This window comes from Kitasatospora sp. NBC_00070, assembly GCF_045041205.1.
Classification (GTDB): domain Bacteria; phylum Actinomycetota; class Actinomycetes; order Streptomycetales; family Streptomycetaceae; genus Kitasatospora.
The window spans coordinates 4,000,507-4,024,466 of the sequence record NZ_CP108247.1 but is presented as its reverse complement, the minus strand read 5'-3'; the positions used below and the strand labels follow the sequence as shown (position 1 = coordinate 4,024,466).

Genomic DNA, 23,960 nt, shown 5'->3' with positions numbered 1-23,960 from the left:
GCGGCTCCGCCGCGTGGGCGACGCCGGCCCCTGCACGGTGATCCGTCCGTGCGTGGTCAGGCACTTTCGCAGTGACCCGCCCGCCAGATCTCCTCGCCCACGCGGCGGAGCCGCACGTCAGCAGAGCCCCGAGCCCCTGGACAGTGCAACCGAGCGCCCTGCAAAAAAGTCAGCCCATGATCGGCAGGTACTCCGCGAGGTTGCTCCGCTCACCGCTGGCGTGCAGCGCCGTGTCCGCGACCGCCGACCAGGTGGTGCGCCCGGTGGCCAGGCGGAGCCAGGTGAGCGGGTCGGTCTCCACCACGTTGGGCGGGGTGCCCCGGGTGTGCCGGGGGCCCGGGACGGCCTGCACGACGGCGTACGGCGGGATCCGCAACTCGACCGCACCGCCCGGGACTTGATCCGCGAAGGCATCGGCCAGCAGCCTGGTGACGGCGGCCAGCGCCTGCCGGTCGTGCGGGAACGCGGCCAGCTCCAGGGCAGCCGCCAGGTCGTCCGCGTGCACCACTGTCTCGACCAGCCGGGTGACCAGGAAGTCGGTCAGCAGGATCGGCCCGAACCGGATCACGAACCGCCGTGCGGGGTCGGCCACTTCGGGCCGATCCAGGGCCGCCAGCAGCTGGTCGCAGGCGAGGTCGAACTCCTCGGCCACCTCCGCCGGCGAGCCGGCGAAGGCACCCTCCGCGTGCTCCCGCACCGCGGCGTCGATCGCCGCCGAGGCGGTCCTGGTCGCCCCGACCCACTGCACCAGCGAGAGCGGTGCGCCGTCCGGCACCGGCTCGTCGAGGTGCCGGGGCAGCCAGTCCAGGCAGAAGCCGAGGTGCGCGATCAGCTGCCGGACCCGCCAGTCGCCGAGCCCGGTCGGCCGGTCGAACAGCGAAGCGGCGTCCGGCCGGGCGCACAGCTCGTGCACCGCACCGCGCAACGCCTCGGTCTGCCCGGCCAGGGCGGACCGCACCTTGGCGGGGTCGTAACTACGGGGACGGTTCGCGGAGTTCGCCATTCCGCGAGGGTACAGCGAAGGGGCGGCCCGACCGGGCCGCCCCTCAGCTGCCGAGACGCCGTCAGGCGAGCAGGGCCTCGATCACGCCGGTGTGCGCGTCCGTCAGCTCGGCCAGCGAGACGGTGAACTGGCCCTGGATCTCCAGGGAGTCACCGTCCACCACGCCGATCCGGGTGGCCGGCAGGCCCCGGGCGCCGCACATGTCGTTGAACCGGAGCTCCTCGCTGCGCGGGATCGACACGATGGCGCGACCCGCGGACTCGGAGAACAGGAACACGAACGGGTCCAGGCCGGTCGGCACGATCAGGCGCGCGCCGTTGCCGCCCTTGAGGCAGCTCTCCACCAGGGCCTGGGCCAGGCCGCCGTCGGAGAGGTCGTGCGCGGCGTCGATCATGCCGTCGCGGGAGGCGGCGATCAGGATGTCGCCGAGCAGCCGCTCGCGCTCCAGGTCCACCTTGGGCGGCAGGCCGCCGAGGTGGTCGTGCGCGACCTGCGACCAGGCGGAGCCGCCCAGTTCGTCGGCGGTGTCGCCGAGCAGGTAGACCAGCTGGCCCTCCTCGGCGAAGCCGATCGGGGTCCGCCGGGTGACGTCGTCGATCACGCCGAGCACCGCGACCACGGGGGTCGGGTGGATGGCGGTGTCGCCGGTCTGGTTGTACAGCGAGACGTTGCCGCCGGTCACCGGGGTACCGAGGACCAGACAGGCGTCGGCCAGGCCACGGGTGGCCTCGGCGAACTGCCACATCACGTCCGGGTCCTCGGGGGAGCCGAAGTTGAGGCAGTCGGAGACGGCGAGCGGCTTGGCGCCACCGGCCGCGACGTTGCGGTACGCCTCGGCCAGCGCCAGCTGGGCGCCGGTGTACGGGTCCAGCTTGGTGAAGCGGCCGTTGCCGTCGGTGGCCACCGAGACGCCGAGGTTGGTCTCCTCGTCGATCCGGATCATGCCCGAGTCCTCGGGCGTGGCCAGCACGGTGTTGCCGATCACGTAGCGGTCGTACTGGTCGGTGATCCAGGACTTGGAGGCCTGGTTCGGCGAACCCGCGACGGCCAGCAGCGCGGCCTTCAGCTCCTCGCCCGTGGACGGGCGGAGCAGCCGCTCGGCGGTCGGCGCGTCCGCCTGCAGGGCGTCCTGCCAACTCGGCCGGGCGTACGGGCGGTTGTAGGTCGGGCCGTCGTGCGCGACCGAACGCGGCGGGACGTCGACCACCAGCTCGCCGTGCCAGAAGATCTCCAGCCGCTCGCCCTCGGTCACCTCACCGATGACGGTGGCGATGACGTCCCACTTCTCGCAGATCTCCAGGAAGCGGGCGACCTTGCCGGGCTCGACGATCGCGCACATCCGCTCCTGCGACTCGCTCATGAGGATCTCCTCAGGAGAGAGCGTGTTGTCGCGCAGCGGCACGGTGTCCAGCTCGATCCGCATGCCGCCGGAGCCGGCCGAGGCCAACTCCGAGGTGGCGCAGGAGAGTCCGGCACCGCCGAGGTCCTGGATACCGAGCACCAGCTTCTCGGCGAAGATCTCCAGGGTGGACTCGATCAGGAGCTTCTCCTGGAACGGGTCACCGACCTGGACGGCCGGGCGCTTGGCCGGGCCGGTCGCGTCGAAGGTCTCGGAGGCCAGCACCGAGACACCGCCGATGCCGTCGCCGCCGGTCCGGGCTCCGTACAGGATGACCTTGTTGCCGGTGCCGGACGCCTGCGCGAGGTGGATGTCCTCGTGCTTCATGACGCCCACGCAGAGCGCGTTGACCAGCGGGTTGCCCTGGTAGCAGGAGTCGAAGACGACCTCGCCGCCGATGTTCGGCAGGCCCAGGCAGTTGCCGTAGCCGCCGATGCCGGCCACGATCCCGGGCAGCACCCGACGGGTGTCCGGGTGGTCGGCCGCACCGAAGCGCAGCGGGTCCATCACGGCGACCGGGCGGGCGCCCATCGCCAGGATGTCGCGGACGATGCCGCCGATGCCGGTGGCCGCGCCCTGGTAGGGCTCGATGTAGGACGGGTGGTTGTGCGACTCGACCTTGAAGGTCACCGCGTAACCCTGACCGACGTCCACCACACCGGCGTTCTCGCCGATGCCGACCAGCATCGCGTCGCTGTCCGGCTTCTTCTCGCCGAACTGCTTGAGGTGCACCTTGGAGCTCTTGTAGGAGCAGTGCTCCGACCACATCACCGAGTACATCGCCAGCTCGGCGCCGGTGGGGCGCCGGCCGAGGATCTCCCGGATCTTGGCGTACTCGTCGGCCTTCAGGCCGAGTTCGGACCAGGGCTGGTCGGCCTCGGGCGTCTGCTCGGCGTTCTTGACGGTGTCGAGGGTCATCAGGCGTTCACCAACTGCTTGAGGACGGAAGTGAAGAAGCCCAGGCCCTCGGTGGTCGGGCCGGTGAGCGGCTCGACCGCGTGCTCCGGGTGCGGCATCAGACCGACGACATTGCCGGCGGCGTTGGTGATACCGGCGATGTCGCGGTACGAACCGTTCGGGTTGACGTCCAGGTAGCGGGCCACGATCCGGCCCTCCGCCTCCAGCTGGTCGAGCACCGGCCGGTCCGCGACGAAGCGGCCCTCGCCGTTCTTCAGCGGGACGACGATTTCCTGGCCGACCGTGTAATCCCGGGTCCAGGCGGTGCCGGCGTTCTCGATCCGCAGCTTCTGGTCGCGGCAGACGAAGTGCAGCGAGTCGTTGCGGGTGAGCGCACCGGGCAGCAGGTGCGATTCGCAGAGCACCTGGAAGCCGTTGCAGATACCGAGGACCGGCATTCCCAGCTTCGCCTGCTCGATGATGGTGGCCATCACCGGGGAGAAGCGGGAGATCGCGCCGCAGCGCAGATAGTCCCCGTAACTGAATCCACCGGGGAGGACGACCGCGTCGACCTGGTGGAGATCCTTGTCACGGTGCCAGAGGGCGACCGGCTCGGCGCCGGCCAGCCGGACCGCGCGCTGGGCGTCGCGGTCGTCGAGGGAACCGGGGAAAGTGACGACGCCGACGCGAGTGGTCACTTCCCCTCCTCCTCGATCCGGACGGTGAAGTCCTCGATCACGGTGTTGGCGAGGAAGGTCTCGGCGGCTTCCCGGATCCGGGCGAGCGCGGCGTCGTCGACCGGACCCTCCAGCTCCAGTTCGAATCGCTTGCCCTGACGGACATCGGCGATCCCGGCGAATCCAAGACGCGGCAGTGCACGCTGCACCGCCTGGCCCTGGGGGTCGAGGATCTCGGGCTTGAGCATGACGTCGACTACGACGCGAGCCACTGGCACTCCCGGTGGTGTGGTGCGTGAGGCGGGGGACCTCCAGACTACCGGGGCATTCGGGCGACTTTGCTGGCCGGGCCGGGTCCGGAGCAGGCGACGCGCGTAGACCTACGCCCCTTACGTCCCAAGGGTTCCGTCCTCCCCATGCCCTCCGGGCACCCCCCTTTACGACGGATTCCGCAGCCGCTTGTGGAACGCCCGAATACCGGCACTACGGGACAGAACGACCATCCACATCACTCGCTATCCCACGCCGACGAACACACGTGAATATCCGGAAAAGAAAGCAGGACTCTTCGATTTCGGCCCCCTTTGGGTGCAGAATAGGGCCACCGGTGACGGCGAGTGCTGCGTATCCAGCGCGGCTTCCTGCCTGCCCGTAAGCGCTCGCGTGACTGGTGCACATCGGGTCGCACGGGCGCATCCCGCATCCGGCGGCCGAATTGCCCGAGAGGATCGACACCCATGGCTCAGCGTGTAGTTGTCACGCTCTCCGACGACCTGGACGGCGGCGCCGCCGCCGAGACCGTCCACTTCGGTGTGGACGGAAAGTCGTACGAGATCGACCTGTCCCTGGACAACGCGGAGAAGCTGCGGGAGGCTCTCGCCCCGTTCGTCGCGGCCGGCCGCCGGCAGAGCCGCGCCGGAAAGTCCTTCCGCCGCACCGCACTCACCCCGGACCCGGCCGCCGTGCGCGCCTGGGCCCAGTCCCGCGGCATGGAGCTGCCCGCCCGGGGCCGCATTCCCAAGCACGTCTACGAGTCCTTCGCCGAGGCCAACTGACCTGGTCCGACCGGCTGGTCGCCCCGCCCCGACCGCCCCGGCGGAAAGGGTGGGGCGACCACTCGTTCCGATGGGGTAGAGTTCTTTCTGTCGCCAGCCCGGGAGACCGGACGGCGGCCGGTGCTTCAAGAAGCACCGTGCGGACGTGGCTCAGTTGGTAGAGCATCACCTTGCCAAGGTGAGGGTCGCGAGTTCGAATCTCGTCGTCCGCTCGCAGTGAAAACAACCGAAGATCGTGCGGACGTGGCTCAGTTGGTAGAGCATCACCTTGCCAAGGTGAGGGTCGCGAGTTCGAATCTCGTCGTCCGCTCAGTGGAAGGACCCCCTCTTCGAGGGGGTCCTTCGTCGTTTCCGCCGCCCCGCCCCTGACATTTGTCACCGCCGACCCGTGTGAACGCGTCCCCCACCGGTGACGGCGCGCACTGCCCACCGGGCCGCCCGGACGGGAGGCTCGGTACATGGACAACAGCCGCACCGAGCCACCCGTCATCGAGGTCACCGGCCTGCGCCGGCACTACGGCCCGGCCGGGCCGGGCGGCTTCGACGCCGTCCGGGGCCTCGACCTCACCGTCCGCCGGGGCGAACTCTTCGCCCTGCTCGGCACCAACGGCGCCGGCAAGACCTCGACCATGGAACTGATCGAGGGCCTGGCCGCACCGACCGAGGGCCGGATCCGGGTGCTCGGCCACGACCCGTACCGGGAGCGCGCCGCCGTCCGGCCGCGGATCGGGATCATGCTCCAGGAGGGCGGCTTCCCGTCCGAACTGACCGTCGCCGAGACCGGCCGGGCCTGGGCCGGGATGACCACCGGCGCCCGGCCGGTGGACGAGGCGCTCGACCTGGTCGGCCTGCTGCACCGGCGCACCGTCCGGGTCAAGCAGCTCTCCGGCGGCGAACGCCGGCGGCTCGACCTGGCGCTGGCCCTGCTCGGCCGCCCCGAGGTGCTGTTCCTGGACGAGCCCAGCACCGGACTCGACCCGGAGGCCAGGGCCGCCACCTGGCGGCTGGTCCGCGAACTCCGCACCCAGGGCACCACCGTGCTGCTCACCACACACTACCTGGAGGAGGCCGAGGAGCTCGCCGACCGGCTGGCCATCATGCACGGCGGCCGGATCGTCACCGAGGGCACCGTGGCCGAGGTGATCGCCGGGCGGCCGTCCCGGATCGCCTTCGAACTCCCGGAGCGCAGCGGCCCGTTCGAGGCCACCGCACTGCCCGCACTGCCCGGCGCCGAGGTCACCGCCGAGGGCCGCCGGATCACCGTCCGGACCCCGACCCTGCAGTCCACCCTCACCGAGCTGCTCGACTGGGCCGCCCGGCACCAGGTCCCGCTCGGTGCGCTGGACGCCCGCAGCGCCTCGCTGGAGGAGGCCTTCCTCGCGGTCGCCGCCACCCCGTCCACCCCCGCCGCCCTCCCCGCGACCGAGCCGACCGGAGCCGTCCGATGACCACCGCCACCAGCCGCCTGCTCTCCCTCGGCCGGGCCGAGACCACCCTGCTGCTGCGCAACCGGACCGCCCTGTTCACCGCCCTCGCCCTACCGGTGCTGATGGTGGTCGCACTGGCCGAACCGATGAAGCAGCAGGCCGATCACTACCCCGGCGTCCCGACCGGCGCCCTGCTGGTCACCGGGTTGCTCGGACTGATCCCGATGTTCGTCGTCTACTACAACCTCACCGCCGCGTACGTCGCCCGGCGCGGCGAGCTGGTGCTGAAGCGGCTGCGCACCGGCGAGGCCCGGGACCTGGAGATCCTGGCCGGCACCGCCGTCCCCTCGGTCGCGCTGGCCCTGCTGCTGAGCGTGGTGCTCTGCGGCACCGGGGCCGTGGCACTGGACCTGTCGATGCCGGTCAACCCGCTGCTGGTGCTGGCCGGGCTGACCCTGAGCATCGTGCTGCTGGTCGGGCTCGCCGCACTGTCCAGCGTGATCACCAGGACGGTCGAGAGTGCCGGCCTCACCACCCTGCCGGTGCTGCTGCTCAGCCAGTTCGGCTCCGGCCTGCTGATCCCCCTGGACACCATGCCCGACCAGCTCGCCGCGGTCTTCCGGGCGCTGCCCACCACCCCGGCCCAACAGCTGATCCGGCTCGGCTGGTTCGGCACCGACGGCACCGCGCCCGCCACCGACTTCGTCGGCAGCTGGTCCGACGCCCTCCCGCTGCTGGCCCTCGCCCTGGCCTGGACCGCGGCCGCGGGCTGGGCCACCGACCGCTGGTTCCGTTGGGAGCCCCGGCGCTGACTGATAGGAAGACCACAGCACCGAAACCCTCCGGAGGAGAACCCGTGGAACTGGCCCACCCGCTGCGCCGCTGGCACGCCCAGGGCAAGCCGCAGCGGACCGAGCTCTACGTCCGCTGGTCGCTCTACATCGCGGTGGGCGTCGAACCCCTGGCCGTACTGGGCACCGCCGTGGGACAGGCCGAGAAGCTGTCCGTGCTCACCCTGCGGGTGCTGGCCCTCGGCGCGCTGACCGGCACGGTCCTCTCCCTGCTGCTGGTGCGGGCCGGGCTGGCCCACTACCTCGGCCGCCGCCCCCGCCCCGGGGTGCTGCTCGCGGTGTCCACCACGGTGGCACTGGCCGGTGTCTGGGCGCTGGTGCTCACCGGCGGGGACGACATGACCGGGGTGTCGATGTCCCCGCTGCTGCTGATGTTCTGGTTCGGCCCGGTCACCGTGGTCCTGCCGCACCGGCTGTCCGCCGCGTTCGGCGGCATCGTCCTGGTGCTGGTGCTGCCCGCCCTGCTGCTGGCCGGCTTCTCGATCGGGACCGCCCTCGGGGTGCTCACCGGCATCGCCCTGTCCTGTCTGCTGTTCGGCGTCACCTGCCGCTGCTCGGCCTGGCTGTCCGGCGTGGTCTGGGAGTTGGACGGGGCCAGGGAGACCCAGTCCCGGCTGGCGGTGGCGGAGGAGCGGCTGCGGTTCTCCCGTGACCTGCACGACGTGCTCGGCCGCAACCTCACCACCATCGCGCTGAAGAGCGAACTGGCCGCCCAACTCGCCCGCCGGGGGCGCCCGGAGGCCGCCGACCAGATGACCGAGGTGCAGCGGATCGCCCAGGAGTCCCAGCGCGAGGTGCGGGACGTGGTCCGGGCCTACCGCACCGCCGACCTGCACGCCGAACTCACCGGCGCCCGTTCGGTGCTCCGCGCCGCCGACGTGGCCTGCGAGGTCGAACTCGGCAGCGTCGACCAACTCCCGGTCACCGCACAGTCGGTGCTCGGCTGGGCGGTCCGCGAGGCCACCACCAACGTACTCCGGCACAGCGAGGCCACCAGCTGCCTGATCCGGCTCCGGGTCGGCGGCGGCCAGGCCCTGCTGGAGATCGAGAACGACGGCGTGACGGAGGGTCGGCCCGGCACCACCGGCACCGGCCTGACCGGCCTGCGCGAACGGCTCGCCGTGTACGGTGGCCGACTCGACACGCCCCCGGCCGGGCCCGGCCGGTTCCGGCTCACCGTGGACCTGCCGCTGACCGCACCCGCCCTCTCCATGGAGGTCTCCGCCGGATGACCATTCGCATCCTGCTCGCCGACGACGAGCACCTGATCCGGGGCGCACTGGCCGCGCTGCTCGCCCTCGAGGACGACCTCACCGTGGTGGCCGAGGCCGCCACCGGCCCCGAGGCGCTGGCGATGGCCAAGGCGCACCGCCCCGACGTCGCGGTGCTCGACCTGCAGATGCCCGGGATGGACGGCATCGAGGTGGCCACCGAGCTGCGGCGGGTCCTGCCGGACTGCCGCACCATGATCGTCACCGGCCACGGGCGGCCCGGCTACCTCAAGCGCGCCCTGGAGGTCGGGGTCCGGGGCTTCCTGCCGAAGACCGTCTCCGCCGCCGACCTGGCCGGCCTGATCCGCACCGTCCGGTCCGGCGGCCGGTACGTCGACCCGGAGCTGGCCGCCGACGCCATCGCGGCCGGCGAGAGCCCGCTCACCCCCCGGGAGACCGACGTGCTGGAACTGGCCGCGCACGGCACCTCGATCGCCGAGATCGCCGAACGCGCCTCGCTCTCGGCCGGCACCGTCCGCAACTACCTCTCGGCCGCCGCCACCAAACTCGGCGCGGAGAACCGCCATGCAGCGGTCCGCATCGCCCGCGAACACGGCTGGATCTGACCGCGTGGGCGACGCCGATCTTCTGGCACGAGCTGCACCACCAGGGGCTCGGGGCTCTGCGACGCCGGCCTCGGAAAAGGTGATCCGTGCGTAAGGGGTCAGGCACTTTCGCAGTGACCCGCACGCCAGATCTCCTCGCAGTTCCCCGAGCCCCTGGGTAGTGCAACTGGACGCACTGCCAAGAGCGCAGCCCCGAGCCCCTGACCGTAGATGCTCGGGCGCCTGCCGACAGCGCGGCCGCCTACTCCCAGGTGTTGCCGGTGAGCCGCTCGTACGCCTCGACGTACTTGGCCCGGGAGGCCGCGACGATCTCGGCGGGCAGCGCCGGCGGCGGGAGCTCGCCCTTGGGGTCCCAGCCGGACTCGGGCGAGGCCAGCCAGTCGCGGATGAACTGCTTGTCGAAGGAGGGCTGGGCGTGCCCCGGCTCCCACTGGTCGGCGGGCCAGAAGCGCGAGGAGTCCGGCGTCAGCACCTCGTCGCCGATCACCAACTCGCCGTCCAGCAGCCCGAACTCGAACTTGGTGTCGGCCAGGATGATGCCGCGCTCGCGGGCGATGTCCCGGGCCCGGCCGTACACCGCGAGGGTGGTCTGCCGGAGGGTGGTGGCCAGTTCGGCGCCGAGCCGGCGAGCGGTCTCCTCGTAGGGGACGTTCTCGTCGTGCTCGCCGACCTCGGCCTTGAGGGCCGGGGTGTAGATCGGGGCGGGCAGCTCGGAGCCGTCCTCCAGGCCCGCCGGGAGGGCGATGCCGCAGACCGTGCGGTCCGCGCGGTACTCCACCAGGCCGGAGCCGGTCAGGTAGCCGCGGGCCACGCACTCGACCGGGGCCATCTCCAGGGCGCGGCAGATCAGCGTGCGCCCCTTCCAGTCGGCGGGCGCCCCGGCCGGGAGCTCGGTGGAGATCACGTGGTTGGGGACGATGTCGGCGATCCGCTCGAACCACCAGAGCGAGAGCTGGGTGAGGATCCGGCCCTTGTCCGGGATCTCGTTCGGCAGCACCCAGTCGAAGGCGGAGGTCCGGTCGCTGGCCACCATCACCAGGTCGCCGTTGGCGGCCCGGTAGAGGTCGCGCACCTTGCCGGTGTGCAGGTGTTCCAGACCAGGTACCTGGACCGGCTCGGGCTTGGTGACAAATCCGCTCAAGGTCGTCTCAGTCCTCAGAGAAGGGGGGCTCCGGGGTCCGAGTCTTTCATGGGCGGCCCACTGCCTCCTTGCACAGGTGGTCGAGCAGGTTGGCGGTGGCCCGCTGGATCCGCTCGTCGGTGTGCCCCGGCCGGTCCAGCGCGGGCGACCAGGCGAAGGTGCCGGCGGCGAACACGTACGCACCGCTGGGCGCCCGGTAGAGCGAGGTCTCCTGGTACCTGATCCGGCCCGCCGTGTCCCGGTAGGGGGAGTGCGCGAGCAGGGAACGCTCGGTGTGCTCGGGCAACGCGACCTTGGGGTAATAGCGGTCGGCCTCGCCCGCCACCAGGCCGGCCAGCTCCTCGCCCTCCGCCAGCCCGGTGCCCTCCCAGAGCCAGTGGCCGGTGTTCCGGGCCACCAGCGGCACGGGGGTGGGCACCCGGCCGGCGTACTGGACGCCGAGCAGGTGCTGCTCCGGCTCGCCGGCGTCCCGCCAGAGCGCGCTCTGGCCGCCCGCCGGACCGGCCGCCGGGTGGCCCGGGTGCAGCCGTTGGCGCTTGCGGCAGTTGAGCAGCCGGTTGGGCTCCCCGGCCGGGCTCTGGGTGAGGTCGACCCGCCAGTACATGGAGTTGGCGGACAGGAAGACCAGCGAGGTGCCGCCGTCCCTGGCCCGCTCGACCGTCCGGCGCATCGGCTCGGACCAGTACTCGTCGTGGCCGGGGAAGATCAGCGCCCGGTGCCGGGACGGGTCGACCAGGCCGGCGTGCAGATCGGTCGCGGTGGCGTAGGCGAGGTCGTAGCCGTAGCGCTCGGCCCAGCGGATGAAGTCGTACACGTGGCCGACGTGCAGCGGCAGCCCGGCCCCCGCGTGCGGGCGGTCGAAGGAGACCGTGACGGCCGCCTCCTGCTCGCCCAGCAGCCCGCCGTGCCCGTCCCAGGCGTGGTAGAGGCTGGCCCCCTGGCGGCCGTCCTCGGGGAACAGGTTGTACGCCTGCCAGGTGACGTCCGGGATCACCAGCAGCAGCTCGGCGGGGTGCGTCTGCTCGTCGAAGTCCCGCACGGTGAACGGGATGTGACTGCGGTGCAGGTTGTCGGCGGTGGTCAGCACCGCGACGTACGCGCCGGGGCGCCAGTGCGTCGGCACGTGCAGCCGCCAGGACTGCCACCAGTGGTGGCAGGAGACGGTGCGGCCGACCACCAGTGGCGCGGGCTGGGCCAGCCCGGCGATCAGCGGACTGGACGTCACATGGTGGGCGCCGTCGCCGCCGTAGTGGCCGATCCGGTAGACGTCCACGGTGAACTCGCGCGGCGGGTTCACCGTGACCCGCAGGTCGATCGAGCCGCCGGGGCGGATCACGCCGGCCGAGGCGAAGCCCTTGATCTGCTGCTGCACGTCGTCCGAGTTGGCCGGGGTGCCGACCGGCGGCCGGGGGCGGGGCACGCCCGCCGGGAGTTGGCCGGGCGCGTCCAGGCTGACGTACCACGGGACCGCGCCCTCGATGCCGGCCACGTACTGGTCCGGGCTCCGCAGCCACGGCAGTGGGCCCTGGCCGAAGGGGTCCGAGACACCGTGCTTCAGCGTGCCCGACTCCCAGCGGCGGTTGAGTTCCGTCCCCACGCGCCCCTCCCACACTCGCACCGGCCCGACTCGGCCCCCGGTGGCATGTGCCAAGCGGATGTGCGTGCGGTCCAGCACACCACAGTGCTGGCGCTGCGTCACCCCACCGTAGCAACAAGTATTGTTGAAATTTTGTTCGTCTCCGGAGCGACCCGACCGGGCGTCAGAGCCGGACCGGGCCGGCCAGTCGCAGCCCGGCCGACTCCAGCCAGGATCGCAGCGGTGCGTCCTTGCCCTGCTCCACCGCATCGGCCACCAGGGCGGCCAACTCGGGGCGCCGGGTGCCGCCCAGCAGCAGCACCGGGCCGTCCAACCAGTCCATCCCGGGGCGGCCGAGACCGGTGTCCACCGCCGCCAGGCAGACCAGCGCGGTGACGTGGTCGACCAGCAAGTCCCGCCCGCTGCGGACCACTTGCAGAGGGGGCGCGACCTGCGCGGTGCGCGCCAGGTGGGCGGCGAGTGCTGCGGCCAGGGGCTCGCCGGCCCCCTCCGCGAGCCGGGCCAGCACCAGGTGCAGGGCGGGTGCGGCCTGCTCCGGGGCGCCCTCACCGAGCACCGCCCGGAGCGCGTCGGCCTGACCGCGCCAGCCGAGCTCGACCACCTCGGCCGGGTAGTCGGCCCAGTCCAGCTCCCGCCAGCCGGTGCCCGCGGTGCCGAACGGCTCACCGAACAGCACCTCGGCCGCCATCAGCGAGACGGCCGCGTCCACCGAACCCGGCTCCTCCAGCAGGTCACAGGCCGGGCGGTCGCCGAGCCGGGTCTCGTACCCGTCGGCCAGCCGGTCCCGGCGGGACAGCTCGGTGAGGGCGGCGACCACGCCCGCGTTCAGGTGGGCCGGGTGCCGGCCGAGCCGCCAGGCGGGCAGCGCGACCCGGGTGAGCAGCCTGTCCCACCCCGCGTAGGCCAGGCCGACCTGCTCCTGCGCGGCGATCCGCAGGCCGTAGTCGACCGACTTGGCCTGCTCGGAGGCGGCCGCCGCGACCGCCCGCTCCAGCTCGGCCGAGTGCTCCCGGCAGGCGCCGAGCAGCAGCTTGGTGATCCGGTCCAGCAGGGCGGCGGGCCCGCGCCGGGGCTCGCCGAGCGAGGCGTCCAGACCGCGCAGGAAGCGCCGGGCGGCGGCGATCTCCGGATCCGCGGCGGCGGCCGTACCGGCCACCACCGGGGCCAGCAGGGCGCGCAGCTCCCCGGCCCGCATCCACCAGAGGAACGGCGAGCCGATCACCAGCACCGGCGCTGTCCCCACCGCCCGGTCGGGAGCACCGGACAGCACCTCCCCGGCCACCGGGGCGGCCGGGGCCACCGGGTGTCGGCCGGGCCGGTGCACCTCCTCCAGCCAGCTGTCGCAGTCCGGGGTGATCGCGATCCCGGACGGGGCGGGCACCCCGAGCCGCTCGGCCAGCTCACCGATCTGGCGGTAGAGCTCGGGGGCGGCGGAGCGGGCGATCGGCACCGCGGGTGTGCGCGGTGGCTCGGCCCGGGCGTACGTCCTGGCCACCAGCCAGGTGCCGAGCAGCACCAGGACCGCGATGCCGCCCACCACCCAGCGGGCCGCGTCCCAGGCCGCCGCGTCGGCGGAGCCGGGAGCGCCGATCCGGCCGGTGAACCGGCCCGCGAACAGCACCACCGCTAGGGCGGCGGGCAGCGCGGCGACCCCCAGGGCCCGCCCACGGACCCGGAGCACGGCCTGGGCACGTGCGCGGGCTGCGTCGACAGCGGCCATACGGCGCGGCACCCCCTTCGGAGCCGACCGCCACGGATCGCGGCGGCTCCCGGTGACGGGAGGTCGGCCACGACCCGGGCACCCGAGCCGACTCGAAATGATCAGTATCCGAACGGGGGACGACGGACGTCGGCCCCGCTTGTGCATCGTGCTTGGCACTTCTGACAGTTCTGACGCCTGCCCGTGGGCGGGCGTTCCGGATCGCTACCGTTTCCACCCGTCCTGGTGACACGACGGCCGAACCGAGCGCCACCGACAGCATCCCCCCGGCCGCGCCCGGACACCCGGTGGCGGCCGCACCGGCGGACGGCCCGCCGACGCGATCCAGCGCACCCTACGACCCGGGGCCCGGTCACGTCAGCCGGATGGCGACCGGATCACCCGAAGGACTGGAATCCTGCCGCCGACCGGTGTGGCGACTGGTGCCCGAGAACGCCGGAGGGCGCTGCGGCCGGTGGGATGACCCCGGTCGCAGCGCCCTCGGTGGACGGTCGGCTACTGAGCCGCCTTCAGCGCGATGTCGGTACGGTGCTGCCCGCCCTTGAGCGAGATCCGGGCGACCCCCCGGTAGGCCAGCTCGCGGGCCTCGGCCAGGTCGGCCCCGGCCGCGGTGACCGAGAGCACCCGGCCACCGGCGCTGAGCACCTCGCCGGCCGGACCGGCCGCCGTCCCGGCGTGCAGTACGTACGCGCCCTCGGCCTCGACCGCGTCCAGGCCGTCGATCGGGTCACCGGTGCGCGGGGCGGCCGGGTAGCCCTCGGAGGCGATCACCACGGTGACCGCGGCGCCCTCGTCCCAGCGCAGCGGCTCCAGGGTGTCGAGGGTTCCCTCGGCGGCGGCCAGCAGTACGCCGGCCAGCGGGGTGCGCAGCCGGGCCAGCACCACCTGGGTCTCCGGGTCGCCGAAGCGCGCGTTGAACTCGATCACCCGGGTGCCGCGCGAGGTGAGCGCCAGACCGGCGTAGAGCAGGCCGGAGAACGGGGTGCCCCGGTGCCGCAGCTCGTCCACGGTCGGCTGCAGGACGGTCTCCAGGACCTCCTGCACCAGGCCCTCGGGCGCCCACGGCAGCGGCGAGTACGCGCCCATGCCGCCGGTGTTCGGGCCCTGGTCGCCGTCCAGCGCGCGCTTGAAGTCCTGCGCGGGCACCAGCGGCAGCACGGTGACGCCGTCGGTGATCGCGAACAGCGAGACCTCGGGACCGTCCAGGTACTCCTCGATCACCACCCGGTCGCAGGAGACCGCGTGCGCCAGCGCCTCGGCGCGGTCGGCGGTGACCACCACGCCCTTGCCGGCCGCCAGGCCGTCGTCCTTCACCACGTACGGGGCGCCGAAGGCGTCCAGCGCCTCGGCCGCCTCGGCCTCGGTGGTGCAGACGTAGGAGCGGGCGGTGGGCACGCCGGCGCCGGCCATCACGTCCTTGGCGAAGGCCTTGGAGCCCTCCAGCTGGGCGGCCTCCCCGGACGGACCGAAGACCGGGATGCCGGCCGCCCGGACGGCGTCGGAGACGCCCGCGACCAGCGGGGCCTCCGGGCCGACCACGACCAGGTCGGAGCCGAGCCGCCGGGCCAGCGCGGCCACGGCCGCACCGTCCAGCTGGTCGACCGGGTGGACCGTCGCCACCTGTGCGATCCCGGCGTTGCCCGGGGCACAGTGCAGCTCGGTGACGGCGGGATCTTGGGACAGAGAGCGGCACAGGGCGTGTTCGCGGGCGCCGCCGCCGATGACGAGGACCTTCACGCCTTGAAGCGTAGTCGGTGGCCGGATCGGGTCGGTCGCAGGGCCCGTCGGAACCTCCAACCGGAGCCGTCGACGGGCCGCCGGAGTTGGAGGAAGCTCCATTCCCGCCCCGGGGTGGGACCGCGCGGAGCGGCCGGGTCAGGGAGACAGGACCGGACGGGCTCGCTCGGAAGGGTGAAATCTCACCGACCGCCGCAACTCTCCCACCTCGGCTTGATGGGGTGAAATCCGATAACGATCGCTGCCGAAGCGGCCACATGGTCAGCCATTTGGCGGTAAGAAGTGCTGTTGGACGAGCACCGGCCGTCACCGTTGCACGACACCATGGGCGACCCACACCGCTCGCGGTGCCGACCGTCCGACGCAGTGTCACATCTGGCCGGTGTCCGGAACACTGACCGCTCGACGCACCGTCAGGCCCGGTACCCGCCAGGGCCTCAGCAGTCCGCCCGCCACAGGGAGCCCCACAGGTGAGCCAGCCGGAAATGCAGCCCGAGGAGAGCCCCTGGGGCAAGGAGGTCGGTGAGGAGGACCAGCCCGTCGCGGCCTCCACCGCACGGACCCCCACCCGCCGCCGCACCGATCTGAGTGCCCGCCAGTTCCCGCTCGGGGACTGGGGGGAGCCGGCCGAGCGGCTGGAGGAGCTGTACCGCTGGTCCGAGGAGCGGGCCGTCGAGGCGATCGACTGGTACCGCCGGGACCGGGTCTGGAAACGCCGCTGGGCCAGGCTGCTGCGGTTCGGCGCGGCCGGGTTCGCGGTGGGCGGGGCGGTCGACCCGCTGCTCGCGCTCAGTGGCGTCTCCTGGGCTTCGCCGAGCTGGGGCTACGTCGGCCTGGCGCTCTCCGCCGCCTGCCTCGGGGTGGACCGGGCGTTCGGCCAGACCTCGGGCTGGATGCGGGACGTCAGCACCGCCCAGGCGCTGCAGCGCCGGCTGGAGGCGTTCCAGTTCGACTGGGCCTCGGAGTGCGTGCGCGAGGTACTCGGCCCCACCGAGGGCACCGCGGGCGAGGCGGCCGAGCGCTGCCTCGGCGTGCTGCGCCGGTTCTGCGAGGACGTCTCGGACGTGGTCAGGGGCGAGACCTCGGAGTGGATGCTGGAGTTCCGCGCCACCATGACCCAGCTGCCCACCCAGTCCCCCGGCCCGTGGGGCGGCCGCACCGAGAGCGGGGCCGGCGCCCAGGTCCGGATCCTGCCGCCGCCGGGCGCCCGGCCGACCATGCCGCGCCAGCGTCCGCCGGAGGGCCCGCTGCGCTGACCGCGCACCGCGCGGGCGCCCGGTCGGGCGCCCGCGCAGAAACGATGCATCAGCCCCGGCAACGGGCTCAGGCGCCCTCGCCCCACCCGTTCAGGCGAAGACGATCATCGAACCCTGGGTGACGCTCCGGGTGGCCGCCGCGTACAGCCCCGCCCAGGCGTGCCGCTCCCGGGCGAACGGGTGCTGGTCGTCGATCGGCGGCTCGAAGGTCTGCTCCAGGTCGGTCGGCGCCAACGGCCGGGTCGGGGCCGGCGGGTTCAGCGGGTCGAGACCCAACACCGGTGCCACCGCCTGGAGTTCGCGCAGCAGCCCGTGCGAGGAGCCGAGCGGGCCGCCCGAGGCCAGCAGCTCGTCCGCGACCAGCGGGAGCTGGAAGTCGATCGGTACGTACGCCCCGGCGTGGTCGAAGTGCCAGACCAGGTGGGACTGTTCGGCGGTCGACTCGAACATCTCCAGCAGCTGCTCGTAGTCGCCGCCGAGCGCGTCCACCGGCTCGATCGCGAAACCGGTCAGGCCCAGCAGGTAGGCCCGCCGCAGGAAGTGCAGCGAGTCGTAGTCGAAGGCGGCGATCGGCTCCACCGAGCCGCTGAGCTCCGGCGAGTACCGGTACACCGGAACCTCCGGCAGACCGTGCGCGACCAGGGCCGCGTTGTAGCGGACGAGGTCGTCCCGGAACGGGTTCTCGGGGCTGTGCGTCAGGACGTCCACCAGCGGGACGAGCCAGAGGTCGCAGGCCATGGGCCGGCTCTTCCTCTCAGAGGGCGGACACGGGAAGAGCCCACCCTACTGCGCCACCGGCTCCTCGGTACCTGCCCCGGCCCGGGGCTGTCGCGGACGGCCGAAACGGCCCGGCGGGACGGCCCTGGGCAGCGGCACCAGACCGAGCCCGACCTCGCCCGCCGCGGCGGCCGGAGCCGTCGGCTGCGGCGCCGCCACCGGCTCGCGGAGCAGCGGGAGCACCGCCACCGAGTCCAGCGGCCGACCGGTCAGCCGGGCCAGCAGCTCGACGGTGAACAGGTTGTACTCGTTCACCACCTGGTGCGCCCCCGGGATGTCCCGGGCCTCGATCCGGTCCACCAGCTCCGGGTGCCGGTCCCAGCAGACCCCTTCGAGCCCGCCGGCGGACCGCAGGTACGGGGCGGCGAACATCCAGGACTGCACCCGCAGCCAGCCCAGGTAACCGGAGACCCGGCTGTTGTCGAGCAGCGCCCCTGCCTCGTGCCAGAACCGCAGGTCGCAGCCGACCAGCACGTCCAGCTGACCGGACCGGGAGGCCCGCTGGGCCGCCTCGGCCCGGCGGCGCAGCGAGGGCAGCCGCCGCCAGTCGTAGCCGCTGGCCCGGGAGCCGAGCTGCCGGAAGGCGCTGTCCGTCAGCATGGTGCGGGCCTCGAAGATCTCCACGAAGTCCGACCAGTCGAACTCCGGGACGGTGAAGCCCCGGTGGTGCTCGGCCCGGAGCAGGCCCTGGGCCGCCAGGTCGACCAGGGCCTCCCGCGCCGGGGTGGCGGAGACGCCGTACAGCTCGGCGATCTCCTTGACGGTGAAGTTGCGGCCGGCCGCCAGGCGGCCCGCCATCATCTCCTCGCGCAGCGCGGCGGCGATCTGCTCGCGCAGGCTGTTGCGCTGGATCGCCGGGCGGCCGTCGCCGGGGGGAGCCGTGGGGCTGGACATCCGGGCGGCAGCCTCCTCTCCGGGCTCGGCACTGCACGGCGGCCGGTCCGACAGGAACACGACCAGGGCTCATCTTCTCAAATGCGCCCACCCGGTGCGCAAGAGCCCTATCAGTGTCCATACCTGGACATGCGCCCGGCCACCGGGGCGGCCCGGTGCGGCACCGGGCCGGCTCAGCGCTGGACGGGGGCCGGGATACCGAGCAGCCGGTCCCGGTGCACCGGGAACTCGGAGCGGGCCTTGGCCGCCCCCGCCGGGTCGAAGTCCACGGTCAGCACCTGTTCGCCCGCGCCGGCCTCGGCCAGCACCTTGCCCCACGGGTCGACCACGATGCTGTGCCCGGCCTGCTCGACCCCGCCGTGCGTCCCGGCGGTGTTGCAGGCCAGCACGTACGCCTGCTCCTCCACCGCGCGGGCCCGGGCCAGCAGGGTCCAGTGCTCGCGCCGCCGCTCCGGCCAGGCGGCCGGGATCAGCAGCAGCTCGGCCCCGGCGTCCAGCAGGGCCCGGAACAGCTCCGGGAAGCGCAGGTCGTAACAGGTGGCCAGGCCGATGGTGCCCAGCTCGGTGGTGGTGGCCACGATCTCCTGCCCGGCCCCCATCGCGATCGCCTCGCCGCTGTCGAAACCGAAGCGGTGGATCTTGCGATAAGTGGTGGTCAGCTCCCCGTCCGGGGCGAACAGCAGGGAGGTGTTGTAGATCGGGCCGTCCGGATCGCGTTCGACGATCGAACCGGCATGCAGCCACACCCCGGCGGCCCTGGCGGCGGCCGACATCGCCTCGGCGGTCGGCCCGTCCAGCGGCTCCGCACCGTCCGACCAGGCGTCGTAGGCGAAGCCGCCGAGTGGCCACAACTCGGGCAGCACCACCAGGTCGGCGCCCTCCTGGGCACGGACCAACGCGGCTACCCTGGCCCGCCGTTCGGCGGGCGGTTCGACGTCCGAGACGTCGATTTGGATCAATGAAGCGCGCACACTACCACCGTCCATGAGACCAGTCCTACGATCGTCACCCGAAAGCACTGCCCGGCTGTCACCCGGCAGCGTAACGTGCGGTTAGCGCCGCCGCCCGGAAGCCGGAACACCCGGGTTCGCGCTCCAGGGCGGCACAGTACGGAAGCTGACGGAGGGCCGGAGAATCCCGTGACGGAGAACCAGACCGTGCAGGCTTGCATCGACGCATGGACCCAGTCCATCGAGGCGATAGCCGAGTTGCTGGCCCCGCTGCCCACCGACGCCTGGAACCGCGCCACCGAATGCCCCGGCTGGTCGGTCCGTGACGTCGTCTCGCACATCATCGCGCTGGAGTCCGAACTGCTCGGCGACCCGCGCCCGATCCACTCCCTGCCGCGCGACCTCCGGCACGTCACCGACGAGTTCGCCCGCTACATGGAGCTCCCGGTCGACAAGCGGCGCTGCCACACCGCGCCCGAGATGACCGGCGAGCTGGAGTACACCGTCATCCGCCGCTCGCGGGCGCTGCGCACCTCCAAGCACGAGCCGGACGACCTGGTCCGCTGGCCGGCCGGACCGCTCTCCCGGGACGTGCCGTACACCGAGCTGCTCCGGCTGCGCACCTTCGACGTCTGGGTGCACGAGCAGGACCTCCGCCGGGCGCTCGGCGTCCCCGGCAACCTGGACTCCCCCGCCGCCCTGATCTCCCGCGACGTCCTGCTGGCCGGCCTCCCCAAGGTGCTCGGCAAGGCCGTCGGCGCCCCTCCCGGCACCACCCTCGCCCTGGACGTCTCCGGCCCGGTCGAGTTCCTCCGCACCGTCCGGGTCGACGAGACCGGCCACGCCACCGCCGACGAGACGGTCAGCCTCGCCCCCGACGTCCGCCTCACCCTCGACTGGGAGACCTACCTCCGCCTCGCCTGCGGCCGCGGCCGCCCCGGCCCGGTCACCGTCGACGGCGACCGGGAACTCGGCGCCCGCATCCTGGCCCACTTCGCGGTCACCCCCTGACGGCGCGTTACACCCCGTTCGGAGCACACCCGCTCCGCACGCGGGGTGGCGCACCACACGCTCCCACCAGTTCGACTCGTACCACCATGCCACCCGTACGGCCTCGTTGTTCCGGGCAGCCCATGCACCCGAACGCGAAGGAGGGCCGTCCTGCACGACAACACCGGACAGCACATGGAACTCGTCCGCTCCAGCTTCCCGGTCACGGGGCAGCCGATCCGGGTGGTGATGATCGACGGGGAGCCGTGGTTCGTCACAGCGGACGTCTGCAAGGTCCTCGGCCGGGGCAACCCGAGCCAGACCGCCAAACTGGTCGGCGAAGAGCACTGCAGGACCGTGAACGGCCGCGCTATTACCCTCATTCGGAATGAGGGTAATAGCGAAAGCGCAGGTGAGAGGCCCTACCGGCGGGGCTACCCGCTGCTCAACCTGATCAGCGACGCGGGGCTCTACACCCTGCTCATGCGATCGGACAAGGCTGCGGCCAAGCCGTTCCAGCGTTGGGTCACCGCCGACCTGCTCCCGTCGATCCGGCGCGGTGACACCGACGTGCCGAAGCAGCAGCAGCGGATGGCCGAGACGCTGAGCGAGGCGATCGGTCAGCAGGTGCAGATCCTCGCCGAACTCGGCCAGGAGACGGTGCCGGCATCCACGTCCGCTCGGACGGGACGGTGCACTGCCGGCACGGCGAGATGGAGTTCCGGGTGCCGAGCCGTCAGGAGGACAGCGGGCCGCCGTTCGGCCCGTACTTCGAGTGCCTGACCGTGGAGCGGGTCGGGATCCGGGGCAGCCGGATGATCCCGCGCTGCGAGAAGCTCAAGCTGGTCGACCCGATCCGCCGCCTCGTGACCCGTCCACCTGCGGCCGCCTCGCGCGGAGGAGCCACCGGCATCCGGGCCACCGTGCACGGCGAGGTCGGGCCGATCAGGTTCCGGACCGGGTGCCCGAGTTCAACGAGATCCTGCGGAGCAACGGCCTGCTGCCGTGGCGGCCGGACGCGCCGTCGATACCCTCGCCTCCAGCGAGGGTATCGACGTCTCCGCAGGTCGGAAACCCTAAGCCAGCCGGCGCAACCGCAGGATCATCCCCGTCCCGACCCCCAGCGGTACGAACAGCCAGCACAGCGCCCACCGGTACGCCTCCGCCGAGTGCACCCCGTCCGCCCCCGCCAGGGTGTCGAGCAGCAGGCCGACCCCGAAGAGGGTGATCACCGTGCCGATGAAGCCGCCCATGTTGGCGATGCCGGAGGCGGTGCCCAGGCGTTCGGGCGGGTTGTGGGCGCGGGCGTAGTCGAGGCCGACCAGTGAGGCGGGGCCGTTGGTGCCCATCACCACCAGCAGGACGAGCAGCAGCCAGAGCGGCGGGTGCGCCCCCGGCCAGGCGAGCACCACGGCCCAGCTGACCGCCGTGGCGGCGATCACGGTCAGGGTGATCGGCATCCGGGCCCGGGCCGACCGGGAGAGCAGCCGTCCGAGCAGCAGCGCGCAGACCATGTTGCTGCCGACCAGGACGGTGAGCAGGCCGCCCGCCTCGCCCCGGGTCATGCCCTGACCCTCCACCAGGTAGGGCATCCCCCAGAGCAGTCCGAACGCCGCGCCGGGGAACGCCGTGGTGAAGTGCACCCACATGCCGAGCCGGGTGCCCGGCTCGCCCCAGGCGTCGCGGATCTGCGAACGGACCCCGAGCCGCCGCCCGGCCGTCGGCACCACCGCGACGCCCGCCGGGGCCTCCCGGAGCAGCAGCGCGACCAGGGCGAAGACCCCCACCCCGAGCAGGGCGACGAAGGCGAAGCTGGCCGTCCAGCCCTCGCGGTGCAGGGCCTGGGCGAGCACCACGGTGGTGATCAGGTTGCCGCCCATCCCGGCCAGGCCGGTGAGTTGGGCTACCAGCGGGTTCTTCGCGGCGGGGAACCAGCGCGCGGAGACCCGCAGCACGCTGATGAAGGTCATCGCGTCCCCGCAGCCGAGCACCGCCCGGGAGACCAGCGCCGGTCCGAACGAGGTGGAGAAGGCGAAGGCGAGCTGACCCAGGCTCAGCAGCAGGATGCCGGTGAGCAGCACCCGGCGCGGCCCGAACCGGTCCACCAGCAGCCCGACGGGTATCTGCATCGCCGCGTAGACCAGCACCTGGAGCACCGCGAAGGTGGAGAGCGCGGAGGCCCCGATGCCGAACCGTTCGACGGCGTCGATCCCGGCCACGCCGAGGCTGGTGCGGTGGATCACCGCCAGGACGTAGACGCTGACCCCGATCCACCAGGCGAACCAGGCGGCCCGGCCGCCCGGCGGCGAGACCGGCAGCGCGGTGGTCGGCAGGGGTGACCGCTGGCCCGGGACGGCTCGGAGGGCGGCGGGGCTGGCGGTCTCGGGGTCCACGGTCACGTCGAACAGACTATGCAGCGCGTCAACCACGGCCGGCCCGGGACGGGCAACGATCCGGGCACGAAGGGCCGGTTCAGCCCCTGAGCAGCCAGCTCACCGTCCGGGTCATCCGCTGCTCGCGGAACGCCTCGTCGCGGACCCAGTCGGTGTCGTCCCGGACGGTCGCGGTGACCGTGACGGTCCGTCCGGCCGGGACGGTCAGCCCCGCCGTGTCCAACCAGCCCCGGTCCTCGGCCGGGCTGTCCACCACCCGGCCGTCCACCCGCCACTCCACCGCGAGCCGGCGCGCCCCGGTCAGCGGCAGCGGCCGCACCGCCAGCCGGGGCCGTCCGGTCACCTCGCCGGCCGCCGGGACCGGCGGGTCGGTCGGGCCGACCCGCTGGTAGATCTGCTTGATGATGGCCTCCCTGGAGGGCAGGTTGTAACTGCCGCCGAGGGTGCGCATGACCGAGTCGGCGGTCGGCCGGTAGACCCCGTTGGCGCTCCGGTACGCGCCGATCACGCCGCCGCCGTCGGGCGACTCGGTGCCCAGCCAGCGCCACCACTTCTGCCGGTCCCGGCGCATCCCGTCGGCGTCCTGGGTGGACAGGTTGGGGTAGTCGGCGTCGGCCGGTGCGCTGTCGTACTCGTCGCCCAGGTCGCCGACGGTGTGCCCTATCTCGTGCTGGATGATCCGCCCGGCGTCCGGGTTGCCGCCCGCCAGCGTGGTCACCCCGGTGCCGCCCGCGCCGCCGTACTCCTTGGAGTTGGCCAGTGCGATCAGGTACTGCGGCCCCTCGCCCTCCCCGGCGTACCGGGCGGTGGCGGTCTCGTCGGCGCAGAGCAGCCGGGCGGTGCCCTCGCACCAGAAGTGCATGCCGAGCGGCGAGCCGGGGCGGCGGCCGGACTGGTCGCCCTCGGCGATCCCGGCCGCGGGGGAGATCACCTCGACCCGCCTTATGTTGAAGAAGCCCTGGTAGCTGCGGAACGGCTCGATCTCCATCAGCGACTGCCAGGCCAGGTCGGACTGCTGCCGGAACAGCTCCTGCTGCTCGGCCGTGTAGCCGTCGCCGAGCAGCACCAGGGTGATCCGGTTGGCGGGCGCCCCGGTCCGCCGTATGTCGACGGTCGGGGCGGCCCCGTCCGGCCGCAGCCCGGCCTGCCGCAGGACGTGCGGCGGCAGGGCCAGTTCCGGGGCCGGGGACGGGACGCCGATCACGTCGTACGGCGGCGGGGAGGCCACCTCCAGCGCGGCGGGCAGGACGGCCGCGGCCAGCAGGACGGCGGCGGCCAGACCGCGGAGCAGACGACGGCCAGGATTGCCAGAAGGCATACGGGTTCGTCCTCGCTGCTCCGGTCACCCGGCGGGGGGCT

The 23,960-nt window shown here is 72.9% G+C and carries 21 protein-coding genes and 2 tRNA genes; 10 read left to right on the top strand and 13 right to left on the bottom strand.

Annotated elements, in window-relative coordinates; genetic code table 11:
- Nucleotides 1–169: 169 nt before the first annotated feature.
- The 4 genes from OHV05_RS18630 to purS form a co-directional block, all read right to left on the bottom strand.
- Complete coding sequence (locus OHV05_RS18630; protein ID WP_405018689.1) at nt 170–1,003, bottom strand: sterol carrier family protein; 834 nt, start codon at nt 1,001–1,003, stop codon at nt 170–172.
- Between the two features lie 61 nt (nt 1,004–1,064).
- Nucleotides 1,065–3,320 carry a phosphoribosylformylglycinamidine synthase subunit PurL gene (purL, locus tag OHV05_RS18625; RefSeq protein ID WP_405018688.1) on the bottom strand — a complete coding sequence of 752 codons (2,256 nt, stop codon included), beginning with the start codon at nt 3,318–3,320 and terminating at the stop codon, nt 1,065–1,067.
- Nucleotides 3,320–3,997: a phosphoribosylformylglycinamidine synthase subunit PurQ gene (purQ, locus tag OHV05_RS18620; protein WP_405018687.1), complete on the bottom strand. Its 678-nt coding sequence runs from the start codon at nt 3,995–3,997 to the stop codon at nt 3,320–3,322. Before purQ ends, purL begins: the two co-directional genes overlap by 1 nt.
- Entirely contained in the window at nt 3,994–4,248 is a 255-nt protein-coding gene (gene purS, locus OHV05_RS18615) for a phosphoribosylformylglycinamidine synthase subunit PurS (RefSeq protein ID WP_238860359.1), read from the bottom strand. Before purS ends, purQ begins: the two co-directional genes overlap by 4 nt.
- A 465-nt stretch (nt 4,249–4,713) precedes the next feature.
- Here purS and OHV05_RS18610 point away from each other — a divergent pair, with 465 nt between their 5' ends.
- The 7 genes from OHV05_RS18610 (at nt 4,714) to OHV05_RS18580 (ending at nt 9,146) form a co-directional block, all read left to right on the top strand.
- Entirely contained in the window at nt 4,714–5,031 is a 318-nt protein-coding gene (locus OHV05_RS18610; protein ID WP_057230366.1) for an Lsr2 family protein, read from the top strand.
- 139 nt (nt 5,032–5,170) lie between these two features.
- A tRNA-Gly gene (locus OHV05_RS18605) sits at nt 5,171–5,243 on the top strand.
- A 25-nt stretch (nt 5,244–5,268) separates the two neighbouring features.
- Nucleotides 5,269–5,341: transfer RNA gene (locus OHV05_RS18600), tRNA-Gly, on the top strand.
- A 148-nt stretch (nt 5,342–5,489) separates the two neighbouring features.
- Nucleotides 5,490–6,479, top strand: coding sequence for an ABC transporter ATP-binding protein (locus OHV05_RS18595; protein WP_405018686.1), 990 nt, complete (start codon nt 5,490–5,492; stop codon nt 6,477–6,479).
- Nucleotides 6,476–7,270 (top strand): ABC transporter permease, encoded by a 795-nt coding sequence (locus OHV05_RS18590; protein ID WP_405018685.1) that lies wholly within the window; start codon nt 6,476–6,478, stop codon nt 7,268–7,270. Before OHV05_RS18595 ends, OHV05_RS18590 begins: the two co-directional genes overlap by 4 nt.
- Nucleotides 7,271–7,314: 44 nt before the next feature.
- Entirely contained in the window at nt 7,315–8,541 is a 1,227-nt protein-coding gene (locus OHV05_RS18585) for a sensor histidine kinase (protein WP_405018684.1), read from the top strand.
- Entirely contained in the window at nt 8,538–9,146 is a 609-nt protein-coding gene (locus OHV05_RS18580) for a response regulator (protein WP_403043949.1), read from the top strand. Before OHV05_RS18585 ends, OHV05_RS18580 begins: the two co-directional genes overlap by 4 nt.
- A gap of 241 nt (nt 9,147–9,387) precedes the next feature.
- On the opposite strand, the gene OHV05_RS18575 is transcribed toward OHV05_RS18580, so the two are convergent.
- From OHV05_RS18575 to purD, 4 genes are all read right to left on the bottom strand, one after another.
- Nucleotides 9,388–10,287 (bottom strand): phosphoribosylaminoimidazolesuccinocarboxamide synthase, encoded by a 900-nt coding sequence (locus tag OHV05_RS18575; RefSeq protein ID WP_405018683.1) that lies wholly within the window; start codon nt 10,285–10,287, stop codon nt 9,388–9,390.
- A gap of 46 nt (nt 10,288–10,333) precedes the next feature.
- Complete coding sequence (locus OHV05_RS18570; RefSeq protein ID WP_405018682.1) at nt 10,334–11,884, bottom strand: N,N-dimethylformamidase beta subunit family domain-containing protein; 1,551 nt, start codon at nt 11,882–11,884, stop codon at nt 10,334–10,336.
- Nucleotides 11,885–12,047: 163 nt separating this feature from the next.
- A complete protein-coding gene (locus OHV05_RS18565; protein WP_405018681.1) occupies nt 12,048–13,604 on the bottom strand; it encodes a hypothetical protein in 1,557 nt (518 codons plus the stop codon).
- Between the two features lie 495 nt (nt 13,605–14,099).
- The gene (gene purD / locus OHV05_RS18560) at nt 14,100–15,341 is read right to left on the bottom strand and encodes a phosphoribosylamine--glycine ligase (protein WP_405018680.1); all 1,242 of its coding nucleotides are present in this window, start codon (nt 15,339–15,341) and stop codon (nt 14,100–14,102) included.
- A gap of 470 nt (nt 15,342–15,811) precedes the next feature.
- Here purD and OHV05_RS18555 point away from each other — a divergent pair, with 470 nt between their 5' ends.
- A complete protein-coding gene (locus OHV05_RS18555; protein WP_405018679.1) occupies nt 15,812–16,597 on the top strand; it encodes an SLATT domain-containing protein in 786 nt (261 codons plus the stop codon).
- 90 nt (nt 16,598–16,687) lie between these two features.
- Here OHV05_RS18555 and OHV05_RS18550 read toward each other — a convergent pair whose 3' ends face one another.
- From OHV05_RS18550 to OHV05_RS18540, 3 genes are all read right to left on the bottom strand, one after another.
- Nucleotides 16,688–17,335, bottom strand: a complete 648-nt coding sequence (locus OHV05_RS18550) for a hypothetical protein (RefSeq protein ID WP_405018678.1) — start codon at nt 17,333–17,335, stop codon at nt 16,688–16,690.
- Between the two features lie 45 nt (nt 17,336–17,380).
- Nucleotides 17,381–18,268 carry a GntR family transcriptional regulator gene (locus OHV05_RS18545; RefSeq protein ID WP_405018677.1) on the bottom strand — a complete coding sequence of 296 codons (888 nt, stop codon included), beginning with the start codon at nt 18,266–18,268 and terminating at the stop codon, nt 17,381–17,383.
- Between the two features lie 173 nt (nt 18,269–18,441).
- Entirely contained in the window at nt 18,442–19,239 is a 798-nt protein-coding gene (locus OHV05_RS18540) for a carbon-nitrogen family hydrolase (protein ID WP_403043968.1), read from the bottom strand.
- Nucleotides 19,240–19,407: 168 nt separating this feature from the next.
- On the opposite strand from OHV05_RS18540, the gene OHV05_RS18535 reads away from it, so the two are divergent.
- Together OHV05_RS18535 and OHV05_RS18530 are read left to right on the top strand one after the other, a co-directional pair.
- A complete protein-coding gene (locus OHV05_RS18535) occupies nt 19,408–20,229 on the top strand; it encodes a maleylpyruvate isomerase family mycothiol-dependent enzyme (protein WP_405018676.1) in 822 nt (273 codons plus the stop codon).
- 174 nt (nt 20,230–20,403) lie between these two features.
- Nucleotides 20,404–20,991 (top strand): Bro-N domain-containing protein, encoded by a 588-nt coding sequence (locus tag OHV05_RS18530; RefSeq protein ID WP_405018675.1) that lies wholly within the window; start codon nt 20,404–20,406, stop codon nt 20,989–20,991.
- A 293-nt stretch (nt 20,992–21,284) separates the two neighbouring features.
- Here OHV05_RS18530 and OHV05_RS18525 read toward each other — a convergent pair whose 3' ends face one another.
- Both OHV05_RS18525 and OHV05_RS18520 read right to left on the bottom strand, forming a co-directional pair.
- On the bottom strand, nt 21,285–22,607 hold the full coding sequence (locus OHV05_RS18525) for a nitrate/nitrite transporter (RefSeq protein WP_405018674.1): 1,323 nt from the start codon (nt 22,605–22,607) through the stop codon (nt 21,285–21,287).
- A gap of 73 nt (nt 22,608–22,680) precedes the next feature.
- Nucleotides 22,681–23,919 (bottom strand): M64 family metallopeptidase, encoded by a 1,239-nt coding sequence (locus OHV05_RS18520; protein WP_405018673.1) that lies wholly within the window; start codon nt 23,917–23,919, stop codon nt 22,681–22,683.
- Between the last annotated feature and the right edge of the window lie 41 nt (nt 23,920–23,960).